The sequence below is a fragment of the Streptomyces flaveolus genome, assembly GCF_044765825.1.
Taxonomy (GTDB): domain Bacteria; phylum Actinomycetota; class Actinomycetes; order Streptomycetales; family Streptomycetaceae; genus Streptomyces; species Streptomyces flaveolus.
Genome location: NZ_JBIWKU010000005.1, coordinates 375594 through 395842, shown reverse-complemented (window position 1 = coordinate 395842; position 20249 = coordinate 375594). Strand labels below are relative to the sequence as shown.

17 protein-coding genes are annotated in these 20249 nt (G+C 69.3%); 8 read left to right on the top strand and 9 right to left on the bottom strand.

The window, feature by feature from the left end; translation table 11 throughout:
- Positions 1-147 precede the first annotated feature (147 nt).
- The 7 genes from ACIRG6_RS18195 to trxA all read left to right on the top strand — a co-directional run bounded on the left by ACIRG6_RS18195 (position 148) and on the right by trxA (position 9937).
- Positions 148-2538, top strand: a complete 2391-nt coding sequence (locus ACIRG6_RS18195) for a DUF6049 family protein (RefSeq protein ID WP_365020354.1) — start codon at positions 148-150, stop codon at positions 2536-2538.
- Positions 2539-2582: 44 nt separating this feature from the next.
- Complete coding sequence (murJ, locus tag ACIRG6_RS18190) at positions 2583-4961, top strand: murein biosynthesis integral membrane protein MurJ (RefSeq protein ID WP_403323508.1); 2379 nt, start codon at positions 2583-2585, stop codon at positions 4959-4961.
- 140 nt (positions 4962-5101) lie between these two features.
- Positions 5102-6799 carry a protein kinase family protein gene (locus tag ACIRG6_RS18185; RefSeq protein ID WP_403323506.1) on the top strand — a complete coding sequence of 566 codons (1698 nt, stop codon included), beginning with the start codon at positions 5102-5104 and terminating at the stop codon, positions 6797-6799.
- Positions 6800-6826: 27 nt separating this feature from the next.
- Positions 6827-7552 (top strand): RNA polymerase sigma factor SigM, encoded by a 726-nt coding sequence (gene sigM / locus ACIRG6_RS18180; RefSeq protein ID WP_403323504.1) that lies wholly within the window; start codon positions 6827-6829, stop codon positions 7550-7552.
- Between the two features lie 17 nt (positions 7553-7569).
- Positions 7570-8454, top strand: coding sequence for an anti-sigma factor family protein (locus tag ACIRG6_RS18175; RefSeq protein ID WP_364819703.1), 885 nt, complete (start codon positions 7570-7572; stop codon positions 8452-8454).
- Positions 8455-8594: 140 nt separating this feature from the next.
- Positions 8595-9563: a thioredoxin-disulfide reductase gene (trxB, locus tag ACIRG6_RS18170; RefSeq protein ID WP_364675402.1), complete on the top strand. Its 969-nt coding sequence runs from the start codon at positions 8595-8597 to the stop codon at positions 9561-9563.
- A 41-nt stretch (positions 9564-9604) separates the two neighbouring features.
- Positions 9605-9937: a thioredoxin gene (gene trxA / locus ACIRG6_RS18165; RefSeq protein ID WP_063482508.1), complete on the top strand. Its 333-nt coding sequence runs from the start codon at positions 9605-9607 to the stop codon at positions 9935-9937.
- Between the two features lie 78 nt (positions 9938-10015).
- On the opposite strand, the gene ACIRG6_RS18160 is transcribed toward trxA, so the two are convergent.
- From ACIRG6_RS18160 to rpmH, 9 genes are all read right to left on the bottom strand, one after another.
- A complete protein-coding gene (locus ACIRG6_RS18160; RefSeq protein WP_403323500.1) occupies positions 10016-10633 on the bottom strand; it encodes a GNAT family N-acetyltransferase in 618 nt (205 codons plus the stop codon).
- A gap of 327 nt (positions 10634-10960) precedes the next feature.
- On the bottom strand, positions 10961-12061 hold the full coding sequence (locus ACIRG6_RS18155; protein WP_364819581.1) for a ParB/RepB/Spo0J family partition protein: 1101 nt from the start codon (positions 12059-12061) through the stop codon (positions 10961-10963).
- On the bottom strand, positions 12058-13131 hold the full coding sequence (locus ACIRG6_RS18150) for a ParA family protein (protein ID WP_403323669.1): 1074 nt from the start codon (positions 13129-13131) through the stop codon (positions 12058-12060). Before ACIRG6_RS18150 ends, ACIRG6_RS18155 begins: the two co-directional genes overlap by 4 nt.
- A gap of 331 nt (positions 13132-13462) precedes the next feature.
- On the bottom strand, positions 13463-14182 hold the full coding sequence (gene rsmG / locus ACIRG6_RS18145) for a 16S rRNA (guanine(527)-N(7))-methyltransferase RsmG (protein ID WP_362486189.1): 720 nt from the start codon (positions 14180-14182) through the stop codon (positions 13463-13465).
- Positions 14183-14307: 125 nt separating this feature from the next.
- The gene (locus ACIRG6_RS18140) at positions 14308-14820 is read right to left on the bottom strand and encodes a Jag family protein (RefSeq protein ID WP_189230176.1); all 513 of its coding nucleotides are present in this window, start codon (positions 14818-14820) and stop codon (positions 14308-14310) included.
- A gap of 15 nt (positions 14821-14835) precedes the next feature.
- Positions 14836-16116 carry a membrane protein insertase YidC gene (gene yidC / locus ACIRG6_RS18135; RefSeq protein ID WP_364675412.1) on the bottom strand — a complete coding sequence of 427 codons (1281 nt, stop codon included), beginning with the start codon at positions 16114-16116 and terminating at the stop codon, positions 14836-14838.
- A 3-nt stretch (positions 16117-16119) separates the two neighbouring features.
- Positions 16120-16494, bottom strand: coding sequence for a membrane protein insertion efficiency factor YidD (gene yidD, locus ACIRG6_RS18130; protein ID WP_350717083.1), 375 nt, complete (start codon positions 16492-16494; stop codon positions 16120-16122).
- Positions 16491-16862, bottom strand: a complete 372-nt coding sequence (gene rnpA, locus ACIRG6_RS18125; protein WP_318213578.1) for a ribonuclease P protein component — start codon at positions 16860-16862, stop codon at positions 16491-16493. The genes yidD and rnpA overlap by 4 nt, the downstream gene beginning before the upstream one ends.
- Before the next feature lie 21 nt (positions 16863-16883).
- The gene (gene rpmH / locus ACIRG6_RS18120; protein WP_003975051.1) at positions 16884-17021 is read right to left on the bottom strand and encodes a 50S ribosomal protein L34; all 138 of its coding nucleotides are present in this window, start codon (positions 17019-17021) and stop codon (positions 16884-16886) included.
- Between the two features lie 377 nt (positions 17022-17398).
- Between rpmH and dnaA the strand changes: the two genes are divergently transcribed.
- A complete protein-coding gene (gene dnaA / locus ACIRG6_RS18115; RefSeq protein ID WP_365020344.1) occupies positions 17399-19360 on the top strand; it encodes a chromosomal replication initiator protein DnaA in 1962 nt (653 codons plus the stop codon).
- Positions 19361-20249: the final 889 nt, after the last annotated feature.

Sequence of the window (20249 nt, the reverse complement as noted above, 5' to 3'; positions counted from 1 at the left end):
CTCCTCTATATAGGGGCACATACGGGGCAGCCCGCCTCGCGACGGATCTTGTGGCGTACTCCGCGGCACTTCCCCTCCGCGCGCATCGTTACCATGCGTGGACGCACATTCCGACGACCACTGACACGACGAGGGACGGGCGAGCGCGTGGCCGAGGCGGCAGACTTCCAGGGGACCAGTCCCTCACCTGCCCGCCGGTGGCTCCGGCGCACCGCGGCACTGCTCGCCGGTGCGCCCCTGCTGACCGGCCTGCTCCAGCTGCCCGCCGGCTCCGCGTACGCCGACGGGCAGGCGGCCGTGAAGGCCGTCTCGAAATCCGGCGCGGTGGCCGTCGCCGTCGACTCACTCACCCCGTCCGCCCCGACCGAGGGGGACACGGTGACCGTGTCCGGCACCGTGACCAACAACGGCAAGCAGCCGGTCACCAAGGCCCATGTCGGACTGCGTGTGGGCCCCGAGATCAACACCCGCTCGTCCGTCGACGCCGTCGCCAAGGACGGTACCGATCTGTCGGGATCCGTGCCTCCGGAGATCGACGACAAGTACACGGCGAAGTTCTCCCAGCTCGCCCCCGGCGTCGCCGAGCACTTCAACATCTCCGTCCCGGTCGACGACCTGGACCTCGGCGAGGACGGCGTCTACGAGTTCGCCGTCTCGCTCTCCGGGCAGACTTCAGCAGAGCCGTGGGAGCAGGTCCTCGGCATCCAGCGCACCTTCCTGCCCTGGAAGCCCGGCGCGGCGGACCCGAAGACGAAGACGACGTATCTCTGGCCCCTCGTCTCGACCACCCACATGGCCGCCGAGACGGGTCCGAACGAGGAGCAGACACCGGTCTTCCTCAACGACGACCTGGCCAAGGAGATCTCTCCCGGAGGCCGTCTGAACCAGATGGTCACGCTGGGCAAGGACCTCGACGTCACCTGGGTGGTCGACCCCGATCTGCTCGCCTCCGTCGACGCGATGACAGGCAGCTACCGGGTCCGCAGCGGGGACGACACCGTACGCGGCACCCACCAGGCGGTCGCCAAGCAGTGGCTCGCCGACCTCCAGGACGCGGTGACCGACAAGGAAGTCGTCGCACTGCCCTTCGCCGACCCCGACCTGGCCTCCCTGGCCCACAACGGCACGGACACCGCCGGGTCGCTGAGCCAGCTGAAGGAAGCCACGGACGTCGTCGACAACACGGTCCCGCCGATCCTCCACGTGAAACCGAACAAGGACTTCGCCTGGCCCGTGGAGGGCGCGGTCGACCGGTCGATCGTCAAGGTCGCCACCTCGGCGGGCGCCGACAAGGTGATCGCCCGCAGTGACAGCCTCCAGGAGACCAACGGCCTGTCGTACACCCCTTCGGCCGCGCGTCCCATCGGCGGCGGGGTCACCGCCGTCGTCGCGGACTCCCGGCTGTCCACGGCGTTCGAGGGCGACCTCGCGAAGGCGTCCTCGTCCACGCTCGCGGTGCAGCGATTCCTCGCCCAGAGCCTGACGCTGGGGCTTCAGACCGGCAAGCAGCGCAGCATCGTCGTCGCTCCGCAGCGCACCCCCTCCGGCAGTCAGGCCCGCGCGATGGCCGAGGCGCTGAGGGCACTCCAGGACGGCACCTGGTCGCAGCCCCAGAAGCTGGCGGACGCCGCCGCGGCCAAGCCCGACCCCGACGCCACCACCCAGGTACCGGGTGCCTCCTCGTACCCCTCGGCGCTGCGCAAGAAGGAACTGCCCCGGTCGGCGTTCACGGAGATCGCGCAGACACAGGACAAGCTGGACAACTTCAAGGTCGTCCTGTCGGACCCGTCCCGGGTGGTGACGCCCTTCGGGCGGGCCCTGAACCGGGAGATGTCCGCGTCCTGGCGGGGCCGGGCCACCGAGGCGGAGTCCTTCCGCGCCGGCGTGCGGTCGTACCTCGACGGGCTGACCGGCCGGGTCAGACTGATCGACAAGTCGGAGACGAAGCTGTCCGGCCGCAGCGCCACGATTCCCGTGACGGTGCAGAACAACCTGGTGCAGGATGTCGGCCCCCTGGTGCTGCGGCTCACCTCGACGAACCCGACGCGTCTGGAGATCGGCGGTGCGGCCTATCAGGAGCGGCCGGTATCCGTCTCCGGGGGCCACAGCCAGTCGGTGAAGTTCACCACGTCCGCCAACGCGAACGGCCGGGCCACGGTGATCGCCCAGCTGTACACGATGGACGGACGGCCGTACGGCAAGGCGGTCACGTTCGACGTGAAGGTCACCGAGATCACGGCCACGGTCATGCTGGTCATCGGCGGCGGTGTCCTGCTCCTCGTCCTCGCCGGTTTCCGGATGTACACGCAGCGCAAGCGGGCCGCCGCCCGTGCGGCCGACCAGGGCGATTCCGGCGAGGACCAGGAATCCGAGGGCGACGAGGACGGTCCTGAGAACCCCGATGCCGCGGAGGCGCGTCCCACGGAGTCCGAGGAACGCTCCCGGGCAGACGCCCCGGAGCAGCCGAGTGACCCGGCGCCGGACACCGCAGCGGAAAACGGCGACCCGTCCGGCACGGGTGAGAGAGTGGACCGTTGAGGATGTCGTGGCCGGTCGGCCCGGGACGATGAGGTGGGGTAACCATGAACGCGCCGTACGACGGTGACCGCGGTCAGGCCGTGGACGGCTCGGGCCACCCCGAGGGTCCGGTGCCCGACCACGGCCAGACGCCGCCGCAGCCGCCCGCGGACATGTACCTCCAGGACGCCTACGACCAGGATCCCTACCGGGCGCAGGACCTCTCCGCCCAGGACCCGGTCTCCGAGGCGCTCTACGACCGCGCCGCGCACCCCCCGCCGCCCCCGGGCACGTACCCGCAGCAGCCGCTCTACGGCCCACCGTCCCAGTCGCCGTACGCACCGGACCCGCGCGTCTGGGCCCAGACCCCGGCCCCCGAGCCGGAGGGCCCCACCCAGTACCTGCCGTACGGCGACGACCCGCGCACGACCCAGTTCGTCGGCGTCGACGACCTGGTCACCCAGGCCGGCGAGCAGCGCCACGAGCCCGACGCCTTCGCCCACCTGTTCCGGGACCAGCAGCAGGGTGGCGGCCACCCGTCCTACGACGACCAGGCGCCCTTTCCCTCCCCCGCACCCGCTCCGGGCCAGTACGGCGCGGCACCGGGGCCGGACCAGTACCGCGGGACCCAGGGCCCCGGCCCGTACGCGAACACCCCGGCCCCCGGCCAGTACGGCGGCACCGCTCCGGCCCCCGGCCCGTACGCGGCACCCGCCGCGGGCCAGTACGCGGCGGCTCCCACTGCGGAAGCGGCCGAGGCGCCCGTCCAGGGAGCCGAGCCCGCCGCCACGCCGGCCGCCGCCCCCAAGAAGGGCGGCCGTGCGGGCGGACTGCTGAAGTCCAGCGCTGTGATGGCGGCGGGCACGATGGTCTCCCGGCTGACCGGCTTCATCCGCTCGGCGCTGATCGTCTCGGCGCTCGGCGTGGGCCTGCTCGGCGACACGTTCCAGGTCGCCTACCAGCTGCCGACCATGATCTACATCCTGACCGTCGGCGGCGGCCTCAACTCGGTCTTCGTACCGCAGCTGGTGCGGGCCATGAAGGACGACGAGGACGGTGGCGAGGCCTTCGCCAACCGCCTGCTGACACTGGTCATGGTGGCGCTCGGCGCACTCACCGCGATCACCGTCTTCGCCGCCCCCTTGCTGATCCGGGTCCTGTCCAACCCGGTCGCCAGCAACCCGGCCGCGAACGAGGTGGGCATCACCTTCGTCCGCTACTTCCTGCCCTCGATCTTCTTCATGGGCCTGCACGTGGTGATGGGGCAGATCCTGAACGCCCGCGGCAGGTTCGGCGCGATGATGTGGACCCCGGTCCTGAACAACATCGTCATCATCGTCACGCTGGGCATGTTCATCTGGGTCTACGGGACCGCGGAGACCTCCGGCATGAAGGTCACCAGCATCCCGCCGGAGGGCCAGCGCCTGCTCGGCGTCGGCGTGCTGCTGGGCCTCGTCGTGCAGTCCCTGGCGATGATCCCGTACCTGCGCGAGACGGGCTTCCGGCTGCGGCTGCGCTTCGACTGGCGGGGCCACGGACTCGGCAAGGCCGTCACCCTCGCCAAGTGGACGGTCCTGTTCGTCCTCGCCAACCAGGCGGGCGCCATGATCGTCATCCAGCTCTCCACGGCCGCCGGCGCGGCGTCCCCCGTCGACGGCACGGGCTTCGCCGCCTACGCCAACGCCCAGCTGATCTGGGGCCTGCCGCAGGCCATCATCACGGTCTCCCTGATGGCCGCCCTGCTGCCGCGCATCTCGCGCTCGGCGTCCGAGGACGACGGCGGCGCGGTCCGCGACGACATCTCCCAGGGCCTGCGCACGACGGCCGTCGCCATCGTGCCCGTCTCCTTCGGATTCGTCTCGCTCGGCATCCCGATGTGCACGCTCATGTTCGGCTCCTCGGGCACCAGCGAAGCCACCAACATGGGCTACATGCTGATGGCCTTCGGCCTCGGCCTCATCCCCTACTCCGTGCAGTACGTCGTCCTGCGCGCCTTCTACGCCTACGAGGACACCCGGACGCCCTTCTACAACACGGTCATCGTGGCCGCGTTCAACGCCGCGGCGTCCGCCCTGTGCTACCTCCTGCTGCCCGCCCGCTGGGCCGTGGTCGGCATGGCCGCCGCCTACGGCCTGGCCTACGCGATCGGTGTCGGCGTCGCCTGGCGCAGGCTGCGCAAGCGGCTCGGCGGGGACCTGGACGGTGCCCGGGTGCTGCGGACGTACGCCCGGCTGTGCATCGCCTCCGTCCCGGCCGCCCTGCTCAGCGGCGCCGCCTGCTACGGGATCGGCCACACGCTCGGCCAGGGCGTCGTGGGGTCCCTCGCCGCCCTGCTGGCCGGCGCGGCGGTCCTGTTCGGTGTCTTCTTCGTCGCCGCCCGCAGGATGCGGATCGAGGAGGTCAACTCACTGGTCGGTATGGTGCGCGGACGCCTGGGACGCTGAGACCGGGGGTAGGCGCACAACCATCGTCCGCCGCCGTGTGTCGTGCATAGCGGCGGACTGTGGGCACAATTGGGTTCGGCGTCGGGCTGCGCGCATCGGGAGTCGGCCGGCGTGCATCGAATGGGGAGGCGGGAACGACGGTGGCGGAACGGAGCACAGCTGCCGTCGACGTGGCAGACAACAGCGGCGAGAAGCCGCTGACCGCACAGGCGGACCAGTCCACGGCCGACGGGGTGGCCAACAACCGGGAGCGGGACACGGACAGCGACGAGGCACAGGGAAGCCCCACGAGCGAGGATTCAGGCAAGGCCTCGCCTCCCGAACTGCACAGCGGGCACAAGCTCGCCAGGCGCTACCGCCTCGAGGAATGCGTCACCCGTCTGGACGGCTTCAGCAGCTGGCGGGCCGTCGACGAGAAACTCCGCCGCGCCGTCGGAGTCCACGTCCTGCCGGCGGACCACACACGGGCCCGTTCCGTGCTGGCCGCCGCACGATCCGCCGCGCTGCTCGGCGATCCGCGTTTCGTCCAGGTACTGGACGCCGTCGAGGACAACGACCTCGTCTACGTAGTCCACGAATGGCTCCCCGACGCAACCGAACTGACCGCGCTCCTCGCCGCCGGCCCGCTCGACGCGTACGACGCCTACCAGATGGTGAGCCAGGTCGCATCCGCGATGGCCGCGGCACACCGCGAGGGCCTCGCCCATCTGCGCCTGAACCCCAACGCCGTGCTGCGTACGTCCACGGGCCAGTGGAAGATCCGCGGACTGGCCGTCAGCGCCGCTCTGCGCGGCATCCGTTCGGACACCCCCCAGCGCGCCGACACCGAGGCCATCGGCGCGCTGCTGTACGCCACGCTCACCCAGCGCTGGCCGTACGAGAGCGACGCTTACGGCATGGCGGGCCTGCCCAAGGACATCGGGCTGATCCCGCCGGACCAGGTACGCGCGGGTGTCCACCGCGGCCTGTCCGAGCTCGCCATGCGGGCGCTCGTCAACGACGGCGCCACCGCTTCGCGCCACGAGTCCCCGTGCACCACGCCGGAGGAGCTGGTCAAGGCGATCGGTGAGATGCCGCGCATCCGTCCGCCGGAGCCGACGTACACCGCGCCGCCCGCATACCAGCGCACGTCGTACCAGAAGGGCACGTACGGCCGCCCGGCACCGCACCCCGGCATCACCCAGCCGGTGCCGACGCCACCGCCCCCGTTGCAGAGCCGTACCGGCAAGGCGCTGAAGTGGACCGTATCCGCCCTGCTGATCGCCGCCCTCGGCCTCGGCAGCTGGCAGCTGGCGGACGCACTCATGGAGCGGGGCGGCAAGGCCGACGACCAGAACCAGACGCAGACGACGGACGGCGACGACAAGAGCCCGAAGGTTCCGGTGGCCGGCAAGCCGATCGCCATCAGCAGTGCCCGGGACTTCGACCCCTTCGGCGACCAGTCCGAGAAGCCGTCCGAGATAGAGAACGTCTACGACAACAGCCCCTCCACGTACTGGCAGACGGACTACTACCTCAGTTCCGACTTCGGCCGCCTCAAGTCGGGGGTCGGTGTCATCGTGGACCTCGGCAAGGTCCAGCAGGTCGGAAAGGTGACGGTCACCTTCGTCGGAAGCACGTCCGTCGAACTGCGCAGCGCGGACGCGGACGCCACCGCGGAGCCGACGTCGTTCGACGACTACGGCAAGGTCGCCGAAGGCTCCGGAACGACGGTGGAGCTCAAGCCCGACAAGGCTCTGAGGAGCCGGTACCTGCTGGTGTGGCTGACCGATCTGCCGAAGCAGGCGGACACCGGGGAGTGGCGCGGCAGGCTGGCGGACGTCAAGGTGAGCAGCTGACGGCATCTGCCGCGAGGAGAGGGTGTGATGGCGGACGGCACGAGCGGTGAGAGCCTGACCGATCACGAGTTGCTCACCCGCCACGTCGAGGGCGATCCCGACGCCTTCGGTGAGCTCGTCCGCCGTCACCGCGACCGGCTCTGGGCAGTCGCCCTGCGCACCCTGGGGGACCGCGAGGAGGCCGCTGACGCGGTCCAGGACGCGCTCGTCTCCGCCTACCGGGCCGCGCACACCTTCCGGGGGCAGGCGGCCGTCACGACGTGGCTGCACAGGATCACCGTGAACGCCTGCCTGGACCGTGCCCGCAAGGCCGCCTCCCGCAAGACCGCTCCGGTCGACGACGCCGAGCGCCTGGAGCAGCTGCTGGAGCCGCACGAGTCGGCATCGGCCCCCGCCGAGCGCAACGACCTGCACCGCCAGCTCGTCGAAGCTCTGGGGACGCTGCCGGCCGATCAGCGGGCGGCTCTCGTCCTCGTCGACATGCAGGGTTACCCCGTCGCCGAGGCGGCACGGATCCTCGACGTGCCGGTCGGCACGATCAAGAGCCGGTGCGCCCGTGGCAGAGCCAGGCTTCTGCCGCTGCTCACCCACCTGCGTCCGGACGGCAAGGGTGACGACGAGAAGCCCGGCCCCGAGCGGAACCGGACGCAGGGCGCATCCGTCCCACCCGCAGCGGGACCGCACCGGGCGGGTCCGCCGGAAGCGGGCCCGAGCGATTCAGCCGCAGTGAAGGGCGGAGGTGGACGAGCGTGACGTCGTCGACGACAGACATGGCCGGGCATCCGGACGTCGCGGAGATCTCCGACCTCGCCGAGGGCCTGCTTCCGCCCTCGCGGACCACGGACGTACGAAGGCACCTGGAGACCTGCGCTCTCTGCGCGGACGTCTACGCGTCGCTGGAGGAGATCCAGGGGCTGCTCGGGACGCTGCCGGGACCGCAGCGGATGCCCGATGACGTGGCGGGTCGCATCGACGCCGCCCTCGCCGCCGAAGCACTGCTGAGTGCGACAGCCCCGGCACTCTCCGCAGCGCCGGCAGCCGACGAGGACGAGAGCCGCGACGCCACGCACGTTTCACGTGAAACGTCGGCGACGGACCGTCCCTCGGGGCGCGCCCGCACCTCCACCACGGGCCCGGGCCGCAAGGACCGCAGGCGGATCGGACGGCGCAGGATCGCCGTCCTGGGGGCCGTGGCCGCGGCGGCCGCCCTGGGGATCGGCTCCGTGATCGTGTCGTCCGTCACGGGAGGCAGCCCGCCCGACGACACGGCCCACGGGCAGCAGACCGCGCCCGTGGACACCTTCTCCGAGACCAAGCTGCAGAAGCAGGTCACCGATCTCATCGGCGATGGGCAGGGCACACGCAGCGGCCCGCGGACGCCGCACAGCTTCGGCACGGAGCCCGAGACGGAGAACCACGTCCTCACCCAGCCGACGGTTGTTCCCGAGTGCGTCCAGAAGGCCATCGGCCGCGACGACGCGGCGCTCGCCACGGAAGAGGGCGTCTACAAGGGCAAGGAAGCACTGCTCGTGGTGCTGCCCGACACCCTCAACGACAGCCGGGTCACCGCCTACATCGTCGACTCGTCCTGCGTGGACCAGCCCGCCGTCGGCAAGGCCACCGTTCTGCTGAAGCACTCGTACACGCGTCCCTGAGTGCGCGCGGTCCGCTCGCCCGCCGTGTGCCCGGACACAGCGGGAATGCGCGCCCCTTAGGATCCGTTGGGTGGGGTGAGAGTTCCGAGAGAAGCTCCACCCGGCCCTGAAGACGCAGTCCAGAGACGAGGAATGAAGCCGTGAGCGACGTCCGAAACGTGATCATCATCGGCTCCGGGCCCGCCGGCTACACGGCGGCGCTCTACACCGCGCGCGCGTCGCTGAAGCCGCTGGTGTTCGAGGGCGCCGTCACCGCGGGCGGTGCACTGATGAACACCACCGAGGTGGAGAACTTCCCGGGCTTCCAGGACGGCATCATGGGCCCCGAGCTCATGGACAACATGCGCGCCCAGGCCGAGCGTTTCGGCGCCGAGCTGATCCCGGACGATGTCGTCGCCGTCGACCTCACCGGTGAGATCAAGACCGTCACCGACACCGCGGGCACCGTCCACCGGGCGAAGGCCGTCATCGTCACCACCGGCTCCCAGCACCGCAAGCTCGGCCTGCCGAACGAGGACGCCCTGTCCGGCCGTGGCGTCTCCTGGTGCGCGACCTGCGACGGCTTCTTCTTCAAGGACCAGGACATCGCCGTGATCGGCGGCGGTGACACCGCGATGGAGGAGGCCACCTTCCTCTCCCGGTTCGCCAAGTCCGTGACGATCGTCCACCGCCGCGACACCCTGCGGGCCTCCAAGGCGATGCAGGAGCGTGCCTTCGCCGACCCGAAGATCTCGTTCGTCTGGGACAGCGAGGTCGCCGAGATCCAGGGCGAGCAGAAGCTGTCGGGCCTGAAGCTGCGCAACCTCAAGACCGGTGAGCTCTCGGACCTGGCGGTGACCGGCCTGTTCATCGCCATCGGTCACGACCCGCGCACCGAGCTCTTCAAGGGCCAGCTCGACCTGGACCCGGAGGGCTACCTGAAGGTCGAGGCCCCCTCGACCCGCACCAACCTGACCGGTGTCTTCGGCGCCGGTGACGTGGTCGACCACACCTACCGACAGGCGATCACCGCCGCCGGCACCGGCTGCTCCGCCGCCCTCGACGCCGAGCGCTTCCTCGCCGCGCTCAGCGACGAGGACAAGGCCGAGCCCGAGAAGACCGCAGTCTGACCCCCATCCGCCCCGCGCACCAACCAGTTAAGGAGCCCGCCGTGGCCGGCACCCTGAAGCAAGTGACCGACGACTCCTTCGAGCAGGACGTCCTCAAGAGCGACAAGCCCGTCCTGGTGGACTTCTGGGCCGCCTGGTGCGGACCGTGCCGCCAGATCGCGCCGTCCCTCGAGGCGATCGCCGCCGAGTACGGCGACAAGATCGAGATCGTCAAGCTGAACATCGACGAGAACCCGGGTACGGCCGCCAAGTACGGCGTCATGTCCATCCCGACGCTGAACGTGTACCAGGGCGGCGAGGTCGCCAAGACCATCGTCGGCGCCAAGCCCAAGGCCGCGATCGTCCGCGACCTCGAGGACTTCATCGCCGACTGACGTTTCACGTGAAACACGAAGGGGCCGGCCCAGAGGGGCCGGCCCCTTCGTGTTGCGGTCCTCGTGGGACTCAGCACGTCACAGCGGCCGCAGCACCGGCTCCTTCTGAACGGCACCGAGCAGCCGGTCCAGCGCCATCTCCACGTCTTCCTTCCACGACAGCGTGGAGCGCAGCTCCAGCCTCAGCCGGGGGTGGTAGGGATGAGGCCGGACCGTCTTGAAGCCCACGGCCAGCAGATGATCCGCCGGCAGCACACAGGCCGGCTCCTTCCAGCGGGCATCCCCGAAGGCCTCGATCGCCTTGAAGCCCCGCCGGAGCAGATCCTTGGCGACCGTCTGCACCATCACCCGCCCCAGCCCCTGACCCTGGTAGCCCGGCATCACGAAGGCCGTCATCAACTGCACCGCGTCGGGAGCCACGGGACTGGTAGGAAACGCCGTCGAGCGCGGAACGTAAGCAGGAGGGGCGTAGAGCATGAAGCCCACCGGTACGTCGTCGACGTAGACCACTCGACCGCAGGACCCCCAGTCCAGCAGGACAGCGGAGATCCAGGCTTCCTTCTCCGTGGCGGACGTCCCCGCTGTTACCGCGGCTTCGCCGCTGACGGGGTCCAGCTCCCAGAAGACGCACGAGCCACAGCGCTGGGGAAGGTCCTGAAGGTTGTCCAGCGTGAGCGGTACGAGCCGACGCCCCATGAAGGCTGTTCCTCGCTTCCTTCGCCCGTCGCGTCGCGGGCGGCTGTGAGAGCACTCCGTTCCCTGAGCAGGCTGCCGATGAACCCACCGACCGCGCCCAGCCCCAATCCCGCGCTCACCAGTCCGATGCGGCTCATCGTTCGCATGGCCCCTGCCTGCCTCTCAGAGGTACTGCCAGGTGATTGCGCCATCTCCTCGCATCGTATCCACGATGCGAGGGAGTGGGCACCGCCGAAAGGCAAAGGGCGGGCCGTGTTCCGGTAGGCACCGGACACAGCCCGCCCATCGGCAACCGGAGCACTGTCAAGTGATCCACCTGCCCGAAGATCAGGACTCGGTCTCCTCGTCCCCTCCGTCCCCGAGGCCCTTCTGCAGCACAGGGCCCTCGCCGGGAGCGAGGCTTCCAAGAATCCGTTCGAGGTCTTCCATGGAGGCGAACTCCACGGTGATCTTCCCCTTCTTCTGCCCCAGGTCGACCTTCACCCGCGTCTCGAAGCGGTCCGACAGGCGGGTCGCCAGTTCGGACAGCGCCGGAGAGACGAGAGCACCGGCCCGCGGCCCCTTGGCCCGCTGCGGCTTCTGCTGCCTGGAGCCCATCAGCGTCACGATCTCCTCGACCGCCCGTACCGAGAGCCCCTCGGCCACGATGCGGTGAGCCAGCCGTTCCTGCTCCTCCGAGTCCTCGACGGAGAGCAACGCCCGGGCATGCCCGGCGGAGAGTACGCCGGCGGCGACGCGGTTCTGCACCTTCGGGGAGAGCTTCAGCAGACGCAACGTGTTGGACACCTGCGGACGGGACCGGCCGATGCGGTCCGCCAGCTGGTCGTGCGTGCAGTTGAAGTCCTTCAGCAGCTGGTCGTAGGCGAAGGCCTCCTCCAGCGGGTTCAGCTGGGCGCGGTGCAGGTTCTCCAGTAGAGCGTCCAGGAGGAGCTGCTCGTCCTCCGTGGCCCGCACGATCGCCGGGATGGCCTCCAGCCCGGCTTCGCGGCTGGCCCGGAGACGACGCTCACCCATGATGAGCTCGTAGCGCCCGGGGCCGGTCTGCCGGACGACGACCGGCTGAAGGAGACCGACCTCCTTGATGGAGGTCACCAGCTCGGCGAGGGCGTCCTCGTCGAAGACCTTGCGGGGCTGCCGGGGGTTCGGAGTGATCGAGTCCAGGGGCACTTCCGCGAAGTGGGCCCCCATCGGGGGCGCGGGCATGCCCGCTGCTGCCGCCGACGCCGACTCCTCTGTTTCACGTGAAACAGAGGACAGCGCGGCCAGCTTCGCCGCCGCCACTCCCCGGTCGCTGGGCAGCACGGGCGCCGCCGAGGGGGAAGCGGACGTCGCATTCCCCAGGGCTGCCGAGGCCACCGACTTCTCGGTCGGGGCTGCGGGAATCAGTGCTCCGAGACCACGGCCCAACCCCCTTCGTCGCTCACTCACTGGATCCCCTCCACCATGTTCGGGTCATTCTGTGCGCCGAGGTGTGCCTGAGCCGGGTCGTAATTGACCCCCACACCCCTCAGCGCGATCTCGCGTGCCGCCTCCAGGTAGGAGAGGGCTCCGCTCGATCCTGGATCGTAGGTCAGCACGGTCTGCCCATAACTCGGGGCCTCGGAGATACGGACCGAGCGCGGGATGCTCGTCCGCAGTACCTCTTCGCCGAAGTGGCTGCGCACCTCGTCCGCGACCTGCGACGCCAGCCGCGTCCGGCCGTCGTACATGGTGAGCAGGATGGTCGACACATGCAGGGTGGGGTTGAGATGCCCCCGCACCAGGTCGACGTTCCGCAGCAGCTGACCCAGTCCCTCCAGCGCGTAGTACTCGCACTGGATGGGGATCAGCACCTCCTGGCCCGCGACGAGTGCGTTCACCGTCAGCAGGCCGAGGGAGGGCGGACAGTCGATGAGGATGTAGTCCAGCGGCTGCTCGTACGCCTGGATCGCCCGCTCCAGCCGGCTCTCCCGTGCCACCAGGGAGACCAGCTCGATCTCCGCACCCGCGAGGTCGATGGTGGCAGGGGCGCAGAAGAGACCCTCGACATCGGGAACCGGCTGAACGACCTCGGAGAGCGGCCGGCTCTCGACCAGCACGTCGTAGATGGACGGAACCTCGGCGTGGTGGTCGATCCCGAGCGCGGTGGACGCATTGCCCTGCGGGTCGAGGTCGACGACCAGAACGCGGGCCCCGTGCAGCGCCAGCGACGCGGCGAGATTGACGGTCGTCGTCGTCTTGCCGACGCCGCCCTTCTGGTTGGCGACCACGATCACGCGGGTCTGCTCGGGCCGTGGCAGACCCTCGTCGGCTCGTCCCAGAGCCTCCACCGCCAGTTGGGCAGCTCGACCGATCGGAGTGTCGTCCATCGGAGGCGGTGTTTCACGTGAAACATCCGTCCCCATCGACTCGGTGCGGGGACCGGGGACCGGATCGGTCATCGGTCCCGCGATGTTGGCGTCGGACCGCAAGGATTCACTCTCCTCGACTTCAGGCTCGCAATGAACAGAGCCTCCCATGCCTTCGGGGTCGTGAACCAGTGAGGCCTGACGTTCTGTGGAGAAATCCACCTCTGTGGACAACTCCGTACCTCGCAAGAGGGTCGAACCCTCGGGAGAGTCCGGTTCCTCAGCAAGAGAACCGAGGGGCCTCCGGTCGCGAGGTTCGGCCGCGGCGCGACCGCGACTGATGATGCCGTGCAGCAGTGAGCGACGTTTCACGTGAAACACGATGCACAGCACCCGAGGGCGAACCGCCGCGACACTCCGGCATGCGTAGGCGGGGAGGCTTGTGTGGAGTACGCCGTGTCGTCAGGACGGGGCCGTCAGGACGATCAGCGCCACCGCATTCTCATCCGCGTCGTCGGCGTGCCCGTCCGGTCCGGGCCGCCTTGGCCCGCTTGGCGGCGAAGCGCACACCTCCGGGGCTTTCCCCGACCTCGACGCGCACCACAGTGGACTGGGGATCCACGACGCCTTCACCCACATGCAGGATCGACGTCTCCACCGCACCCAGCTTGCTCAGCGCCGTGGCCGCGGCCTTGAGCTCCTCCTCGGCCGTGTCGCCCTTGAGGGCGAGCATCTCACCGTAGGGGCGCAGCAGCGGGATACCCCAGGTGGCCAGGCGGTCCAGCGGCGCGACGGCACGGGCCGTCACCACGTGCACCGGCGGGACCTTGCCCATGACCTCCTCGGCCCGGCCACGCACAACGGTCACATGATTCAGGCCCAGCAGCTCCACTACCTCGGTCAGGAAGTTGGTGCGCCGCAGCAGCGGCTCCAGGAGCGTGATCTTCAGGTCGTCCCGGACGAGCGCCAGCGGAATGCCGGGCAGCCCGGCGCCCGAGCCGACGTCGCACACCGTCACCCCCTCGGGCACGACCTCGGAGAGCACCGCACAGTTCAGCAGGTGCCGCTCCCACAGGCGCGGGACCTCACGGGGACCGATCAGGCCCCGCTGCACTCCCGCCTCGGCGAGCAGCTCGGCGTAGCGGACCGCATCCGCGTAGCGATCACCGAACACCTCGCGTGCCTGCTCGGGCACAGGGGGAAGCTCCGCTGCCTCCGTCACGGGGGGACCGTCCTTCCGTACCGCATCCGCGCCCAGGCGCCGATGCCAGAACCACCAGAACTATCAGGCTGACAAAATTCGGCCCCGCCTGCGCAACAGACGGGGCCGGAGAACGTGGGAACCGATCAGGCGGGAAGCACGACGACGAAGCGCTGCGGCTCCTCGCCCTCGGACTCGCTGCGCAGTCCCGCGGACTTGACCGCGTCGTGCACGACCTTGCGCTCGAACGGCGTCATCGGCTGAAGCCGCACTGCCTCGCCGCTGCTCTTGGCCTCAGCCGCGGCCTTCGCCCCCAGCTCGGAGAGCTCGGCGCGCTTCCTGGCCCGGTAACCCGCGATGTCGAGCATCAGCCGGCTGCGGTCCCCGGTCTCCCGGTGCACGGCCAGGCGCGTGAGCTCCTGCAGAGCCTCCAGCACCTCACCGTCCCGGCCGACCAGCTTCTGCAGATCACGGCTGTTCGTGTCGCTGATGATCGAGACAGAGGCACGGTCGGCCTCGACGTCCATGTCGATGTCGCCGTCCAGGTCGGCGATGTCGAGCAGACCCTCCAGGTAGTCCGCGGCGATCTCGCCCTCCTGCTCGAGGCGAGTCAGGGTGTCTGCACCCTCGGCAGCGGCGGAGGTGGTGCCTTCCGTCACGGGATGGACTCCTTCTTACTTCTTCGACGGGGACTTGGGCCGCTGCGGGCCCTTGCGCTGTCCGGACTGGGCCTTGCTGCGGCCACCGCCGCCGGGCTTCTGAGCGGACTTCTTCGCGGCGGCGGGCTGGGTGTCCGGCTTGGCGTCCTCCGGCTCGTCGGACTTGGTCAGCGAGGTCTTCGGCTCGGCCTCGCCGGCCGCCTTCGTGGACTGCCGCTGGGACTTGCTCTGCCGCTTGGGCTGCTGACGCTTCGGCGTGCCCGTCGCGACGGGAGCACCGTCCTCGGTCTGCACCGCGACAGCGGCATCGCTCTTCACCACGGTGCCGTCGGGCTGGGCCGCCAGACCCGCCTTGTTCAGACCGTTGATGAACTTGCGCTCGAACTCGTTGCGGTCCCGGCCCTTGGCGACGATCGCCTTCACGATGGCCTTCTCACCGCGGCCACGCGTCTTGCCGTGCTCGGTGACGTGCTTGTGCAGGCGCTCCAGGTACGCGGCCTGGGCCTTGGAACCCGGGGTCGGGTTGTTACGGATGACATACATCTGCTGGCCCATGGTCCACACGTTGGTGGTCAGCCAGTAGACGAGGACACCGACCGGGAAGTTGATGCCGAAGACGGCGAACATGACCGGGAAGACGTACATCAGCATCTTCTGCTGCTGCATGAACGGCGTCTTCACCGTCGTGTCGACGTTCTTGGTCATCAGCTGGCGCTGGGTGAAGAACTGCGACGCCGACATCAGGATGATCATGATGGCGGTGACGACGCGGACGTCGGTGATGGAGGACCCGAGGGCCTCCACCTTCGACGCGCCGTCGGTGAACTTCGCCGCGAGCGGAGCACCGAAGATGTGGGCCTTCTGCGCGCTCTCCAGCAGGCGATCGTTGATCACACCGATGGTGTCACCCGTCGCGATGCCGTTGAGCACGTGGTACAGGGCGAAGAAGAACGGGGACTGCGCCAGGATGGGAAGGCACGAGGAGAGCGGGTTGGTGCCCGTCTCCTTGTACAGCTTCATCATCTCTTCGGACTGACGCTGCTTGTCGTTCTTGTAGCGCTCCTGGATCTTCTTCATCTCCGGCTGGAGCGTCTGCATCGCACGCGTCGACTTGATCTGCTTCACGAAGAGCGGGATCAGGCAGATGCGGATCAGAATCACCAGGGACACGATGGACAGGCCCCAGGCCCATCCGGTGTCAGGGCCGAAAATGGCGCCGTACACGCTGTGGAACTGGACGATGACCCAGGAGACAGGTGTCGTGATGAAGCTGAAGAGGCTGGCAATCGTGTCCACTAATCATGCTCCTTGGGCATGGGACTGGGTCTCTGCGGCCGGGCTCGAAGGACTGGACGGACTCGTGGGAGAAGCCTGTCCCTCGATGGCCGGTTCGGCGGCGGAGGGCCCGCCCCTGCGTGCACGCCAGGCGTCACGCAGCATTTCGTGCCACCGCGGGCGCTTGCGCGGCGGAACATGGTCCACCCCGCCCAGCGACCACGGGTTGCACCGCAGGATGCGCCAGGCGGTGAGTGCCGTTCCCTTGATGGCACCGTGCCGGTCGATGGCCGTGTAGCCGTAGTGGGAACACGACGGGTAGTACTTGCAGACCGGCCCCAGCAGAGGACTGATCGTCCACTGGTACAGCTTGATCAGAGCCAGCAGCGGGTACTTCATCGCGCGCCCCCTCCCAGTAGCCGCTTCAGGGCGGCGTCCAGGTCTCGGGCCAGCTGTGCATGGTCGGCGTCACCCGCACCGGGCAGCGCTCGTACGACTACCAGGCTACCGGGGGGAAACAGGTCGACCCGGTCGCGCATCAGATGGCGAAGCCTGCGCTTCACCTTGTTGCGCACCACCGCGCCACCCACGGCTTTGCTCACGACGAAACCCGCACGTGTCGGGGGAGCGCTCTCCCCAGGCGCGTGCGGGTCCGTGGCACCGCTTCGAAGGTGGACGACGAGAGCCGGGCGGCCGGCCCGGCGGCCTCGTCGTACCGCGGTCGCGAAGTCCTCGCGCCGCCTCAGCCGGTTCTCGGTGGGCAGCACGATGTCATGACCTGACCGGGATCAGGCGGACAGACGGGCGCGACCCTTGCTGCGGCGGGTCGCGAGAATCGCGCGGCCGGCACGGGTGCGCATACGCAGCCGGAAGCCGTGGGTCTTGGCGCGACGACGGTTGTTCGGCTGGAAGGTGCGCTTGCTCACTCGGGGGCTCCAGAAAGAATCGGGGTTGGCGGGGTGCCGTCCTGGCTGTCACCGTGCGCCCACGAGTAGCTCTCGTCACGCCCGAGTGCACCGCTTTTTCGATCACCTTGGACGTGACCTGTGCCCATCGGAGGCAGGCGGCAGCAGCCATCGACAACTCGACCTGGTTACGGTACGTGAGACTGCGCCATTCGGTCAAACCAGAGGTGACCGAGGCACACTTGTCCACAGGCTGGGGACAACGACTTGAACCCTACCCGTCGCGCTGACTACCGTGACTGAACTCCGATTCGTTCCCTTATCCCTGCCCCACCCGAGTTTCATCCCGACCCGTCCCCGAATCACACCTTCGAGGGACTCGTGAGAGAGCGTGCCCTGTGGCTGACGTACCTGCCGATCTTGCCGCAGTGTGGCCACGCGTACTGGAGCAGCTCCTCGGAGAGGGCCGCGGGCAAGGGGTCGAATCGAAGGACGAGCACTGGATCCGCCGCTGCCAGCCCCTGGCACTGGTCGCCGACACCGCCCTCCTCGCCGTACCCAACGAATTCGCGAAGGGTGTGCTCGAGGGCCGGCTCGCTCCTGTCGTCAGCGAAACGCTGAGCAGGGAGTGCGGCCGCCCCATCCGCATCGCGATCACCGTCGACGACACCGCGGGCGAACCCCCGGCGCCGCCGGCACCGCCCGCCCGCCCCCAGCCGCGCTACGAGGAGCCCGAGCTCCCGTCCCCCGGCCAGGGTGGAAGCGGGGCGGGCCAGAGCGGCCCGGGAACCCACAACCGCGACGACTACGAGGGATACGGCCGCCACCGCGCCGACCAGCTCCCCACCGCCCGCCCGGCCTACCCGCAGGAATACCAGCGCCCCGAGCCCGGCTCCTGGCCCCGCCCGTCCCAGCAGGACGACTACGGCTGGCAGCAGCAGCGCCTCGGCTTCCCGGAGCGGGACCCGTACGCCTCGCCGCAGCAGGACTCGTACGGCCCGCCTTCCCAGGACGGCTACTCGCAGGACTCCTACTCCCAGGACTCCTACGGCCAGGAGCCGTACCCCCAGGACCCGTACCCGCAGGACCGGCGCCCTCAGGACCGCCGCACGCAGCCGCCGGAGCGCCCCCCGTACGACCCCCAGCGCACCGACTACGACCAGCCGCGCGGCGACTACGACCAGCGGGGCGCCCGGCGCGACCTTCCCGAGCCGCCGCCCGGCTCCGGCCACGTCCACCGCGGCGGTCCCGTCGGCCCCGGACCCGCCACCGGCGCCCCCGGCCCGCTGGCCGCACAGCCCGCACCGGCGACCGGCCCCGGCGAACCCACCGCGCGCCTCAACCCGAAGTACCTCTTCGACACCTTCGTCATCGGCGCCTCCAACCGCTTCGCCCACGCGGCGGCCGTGGCCGTCGCCGAAGCACCCGCCAAGGCGTACAACCCCCTCTTCATCTACGGGGAATCGGGGCTCGGCAAGACGCACCTGCTCCACGCGATCGGGCACTACGCGCGCAGCCTCTACCCCGGCACGCGCGTGCGGTACGTGAGCTCGGAGGAGTTCACCAACGAGTTCATCAACTCCATCCGCGACGGCAAGGGCGACAGCTTCCGCAAGCGCTACCGCGAGATGGACATCCTGCTCGTCGACGACATCCAGTTCCTGGCGGACAAGGAGTCGACGCAGGAGGAGTTCTTCCACACCTTCAACACCCTCCACAACGCCAACAAGCAGATCGTGCTGTCCTCCGACCGGCCGCCCAGGCAGCTGGTGACGCTCGAGGACCGTCTGCGGAACCGTTTCGAGTGGGGCCTGACCACCGACGTCCAGCCGCCCGAACTGGAGACGCGCATCGCGATCCTGCGCAAGAAGGCGGTACAGGAACAGCTCAACGCCCCGCCCGAGGTACTGGAGTTCATCGCCTCCCGCATCTCGCGCAACATCCGCGAGCTGGAGGGCGCGCTGATCCGGGTCACCGCGTTCGCGTCGCTCAACCGGCAGCCGGTCGACCTGGGCCTGACCGAGATCGTCCTCAAGGACCTGATCCCCGGCGGCGAGGACTCGGCCCCCGAGATCACGTCCACGGCCATCATGGGCGCCACCGCCGACTACTTCGGCCTCACCGTCGAGGACCTGTGCGGCACCTCCCGGGGGCGCGCCCTGGTGACGGCTCGCCAGATCGCCATGTATCTCTGCCGCGAGCTGACGGACCTCTCACTGCCGAAGATCGGCGCGCTGTTCGGCGGCCGGGACCACACCACGGTGATGCACGCCGACCGCAAGATCCGCAACTTGATGGCCGAGCGGCGCTCCATCTACAACCAGGTGACGGAACTGACCAACCGCATCAAGAACAGCTGACGGCCGCCGGCACGGGCCGGCACGCGTCCTGGAGGCGCCCCTGGAGAGCTCCGGGGGCGCCTTTTCCGTGCCCCCGACCGGTGCGGGTGCGCCCCAGACGCGGCCGGGAGAGCCCCTGGAAGCGCCGGCGAGCTCCCCGCGCCGGCTCGGCCCCGGACCTCCGCTGTTCGAATACCTGCCGGGTTACGGCCTCTCTCCACAGATTCGGTGACTTTTTCCCCTCCACAGCTTGGGGACCGGGAAGTTGTCCCGATCCTGTCCACAGGCTGGGGTGTTGAGGAATGATCAGGGCAGGTCAGCCCCCTGTGGATCCGTGGACAAAAGATCTCCACAGCCTGTGGACAACGGAAAGGCCCCCAGCCCGCGCGTCAAGTTGTCCACCGGCCACCCACAGGCTGGAGCCGGTTGTCCCCAGCGATCACCGGCTTCTCCACATGGCTGTCCACTGTTCGGCAACCCGACGCGGCTTCTCACCGCCCCGAGTGAAAGGCGTCACACCAAGGTGCCTGATTGACCTGTGGGAAAGGTGGGTAAACCTGGGGACGGCGCTGGGGAGAAGTCGCCCCTCCCTGTGCACGGCGTGTGCAGAACTTTCTGTTCTCCACAGAGACGCCCGGTTGTCCACCGGCTCCGCCCACAGGCCCCGTGGACAAAATTCATGCTCTGACCTGCGAAAACGGGGTTATCCACGGTATCCACAGGCCCTACTACTACTCCCGACTAGAGAGAGAGCGGGAATCGTTTCGAAGCGGGGCCTGTGCACAACTCGCTCTCTCGAGCCCGACCGCGCCTCGTCGCGACTTGACCCCGAAGGGCACCTACTGTCAGTGCGGTGCGTCAGACTGGTCCCCGGTGCTCTGCCCCCCGACGGGGTCGGCGACACCGGGTC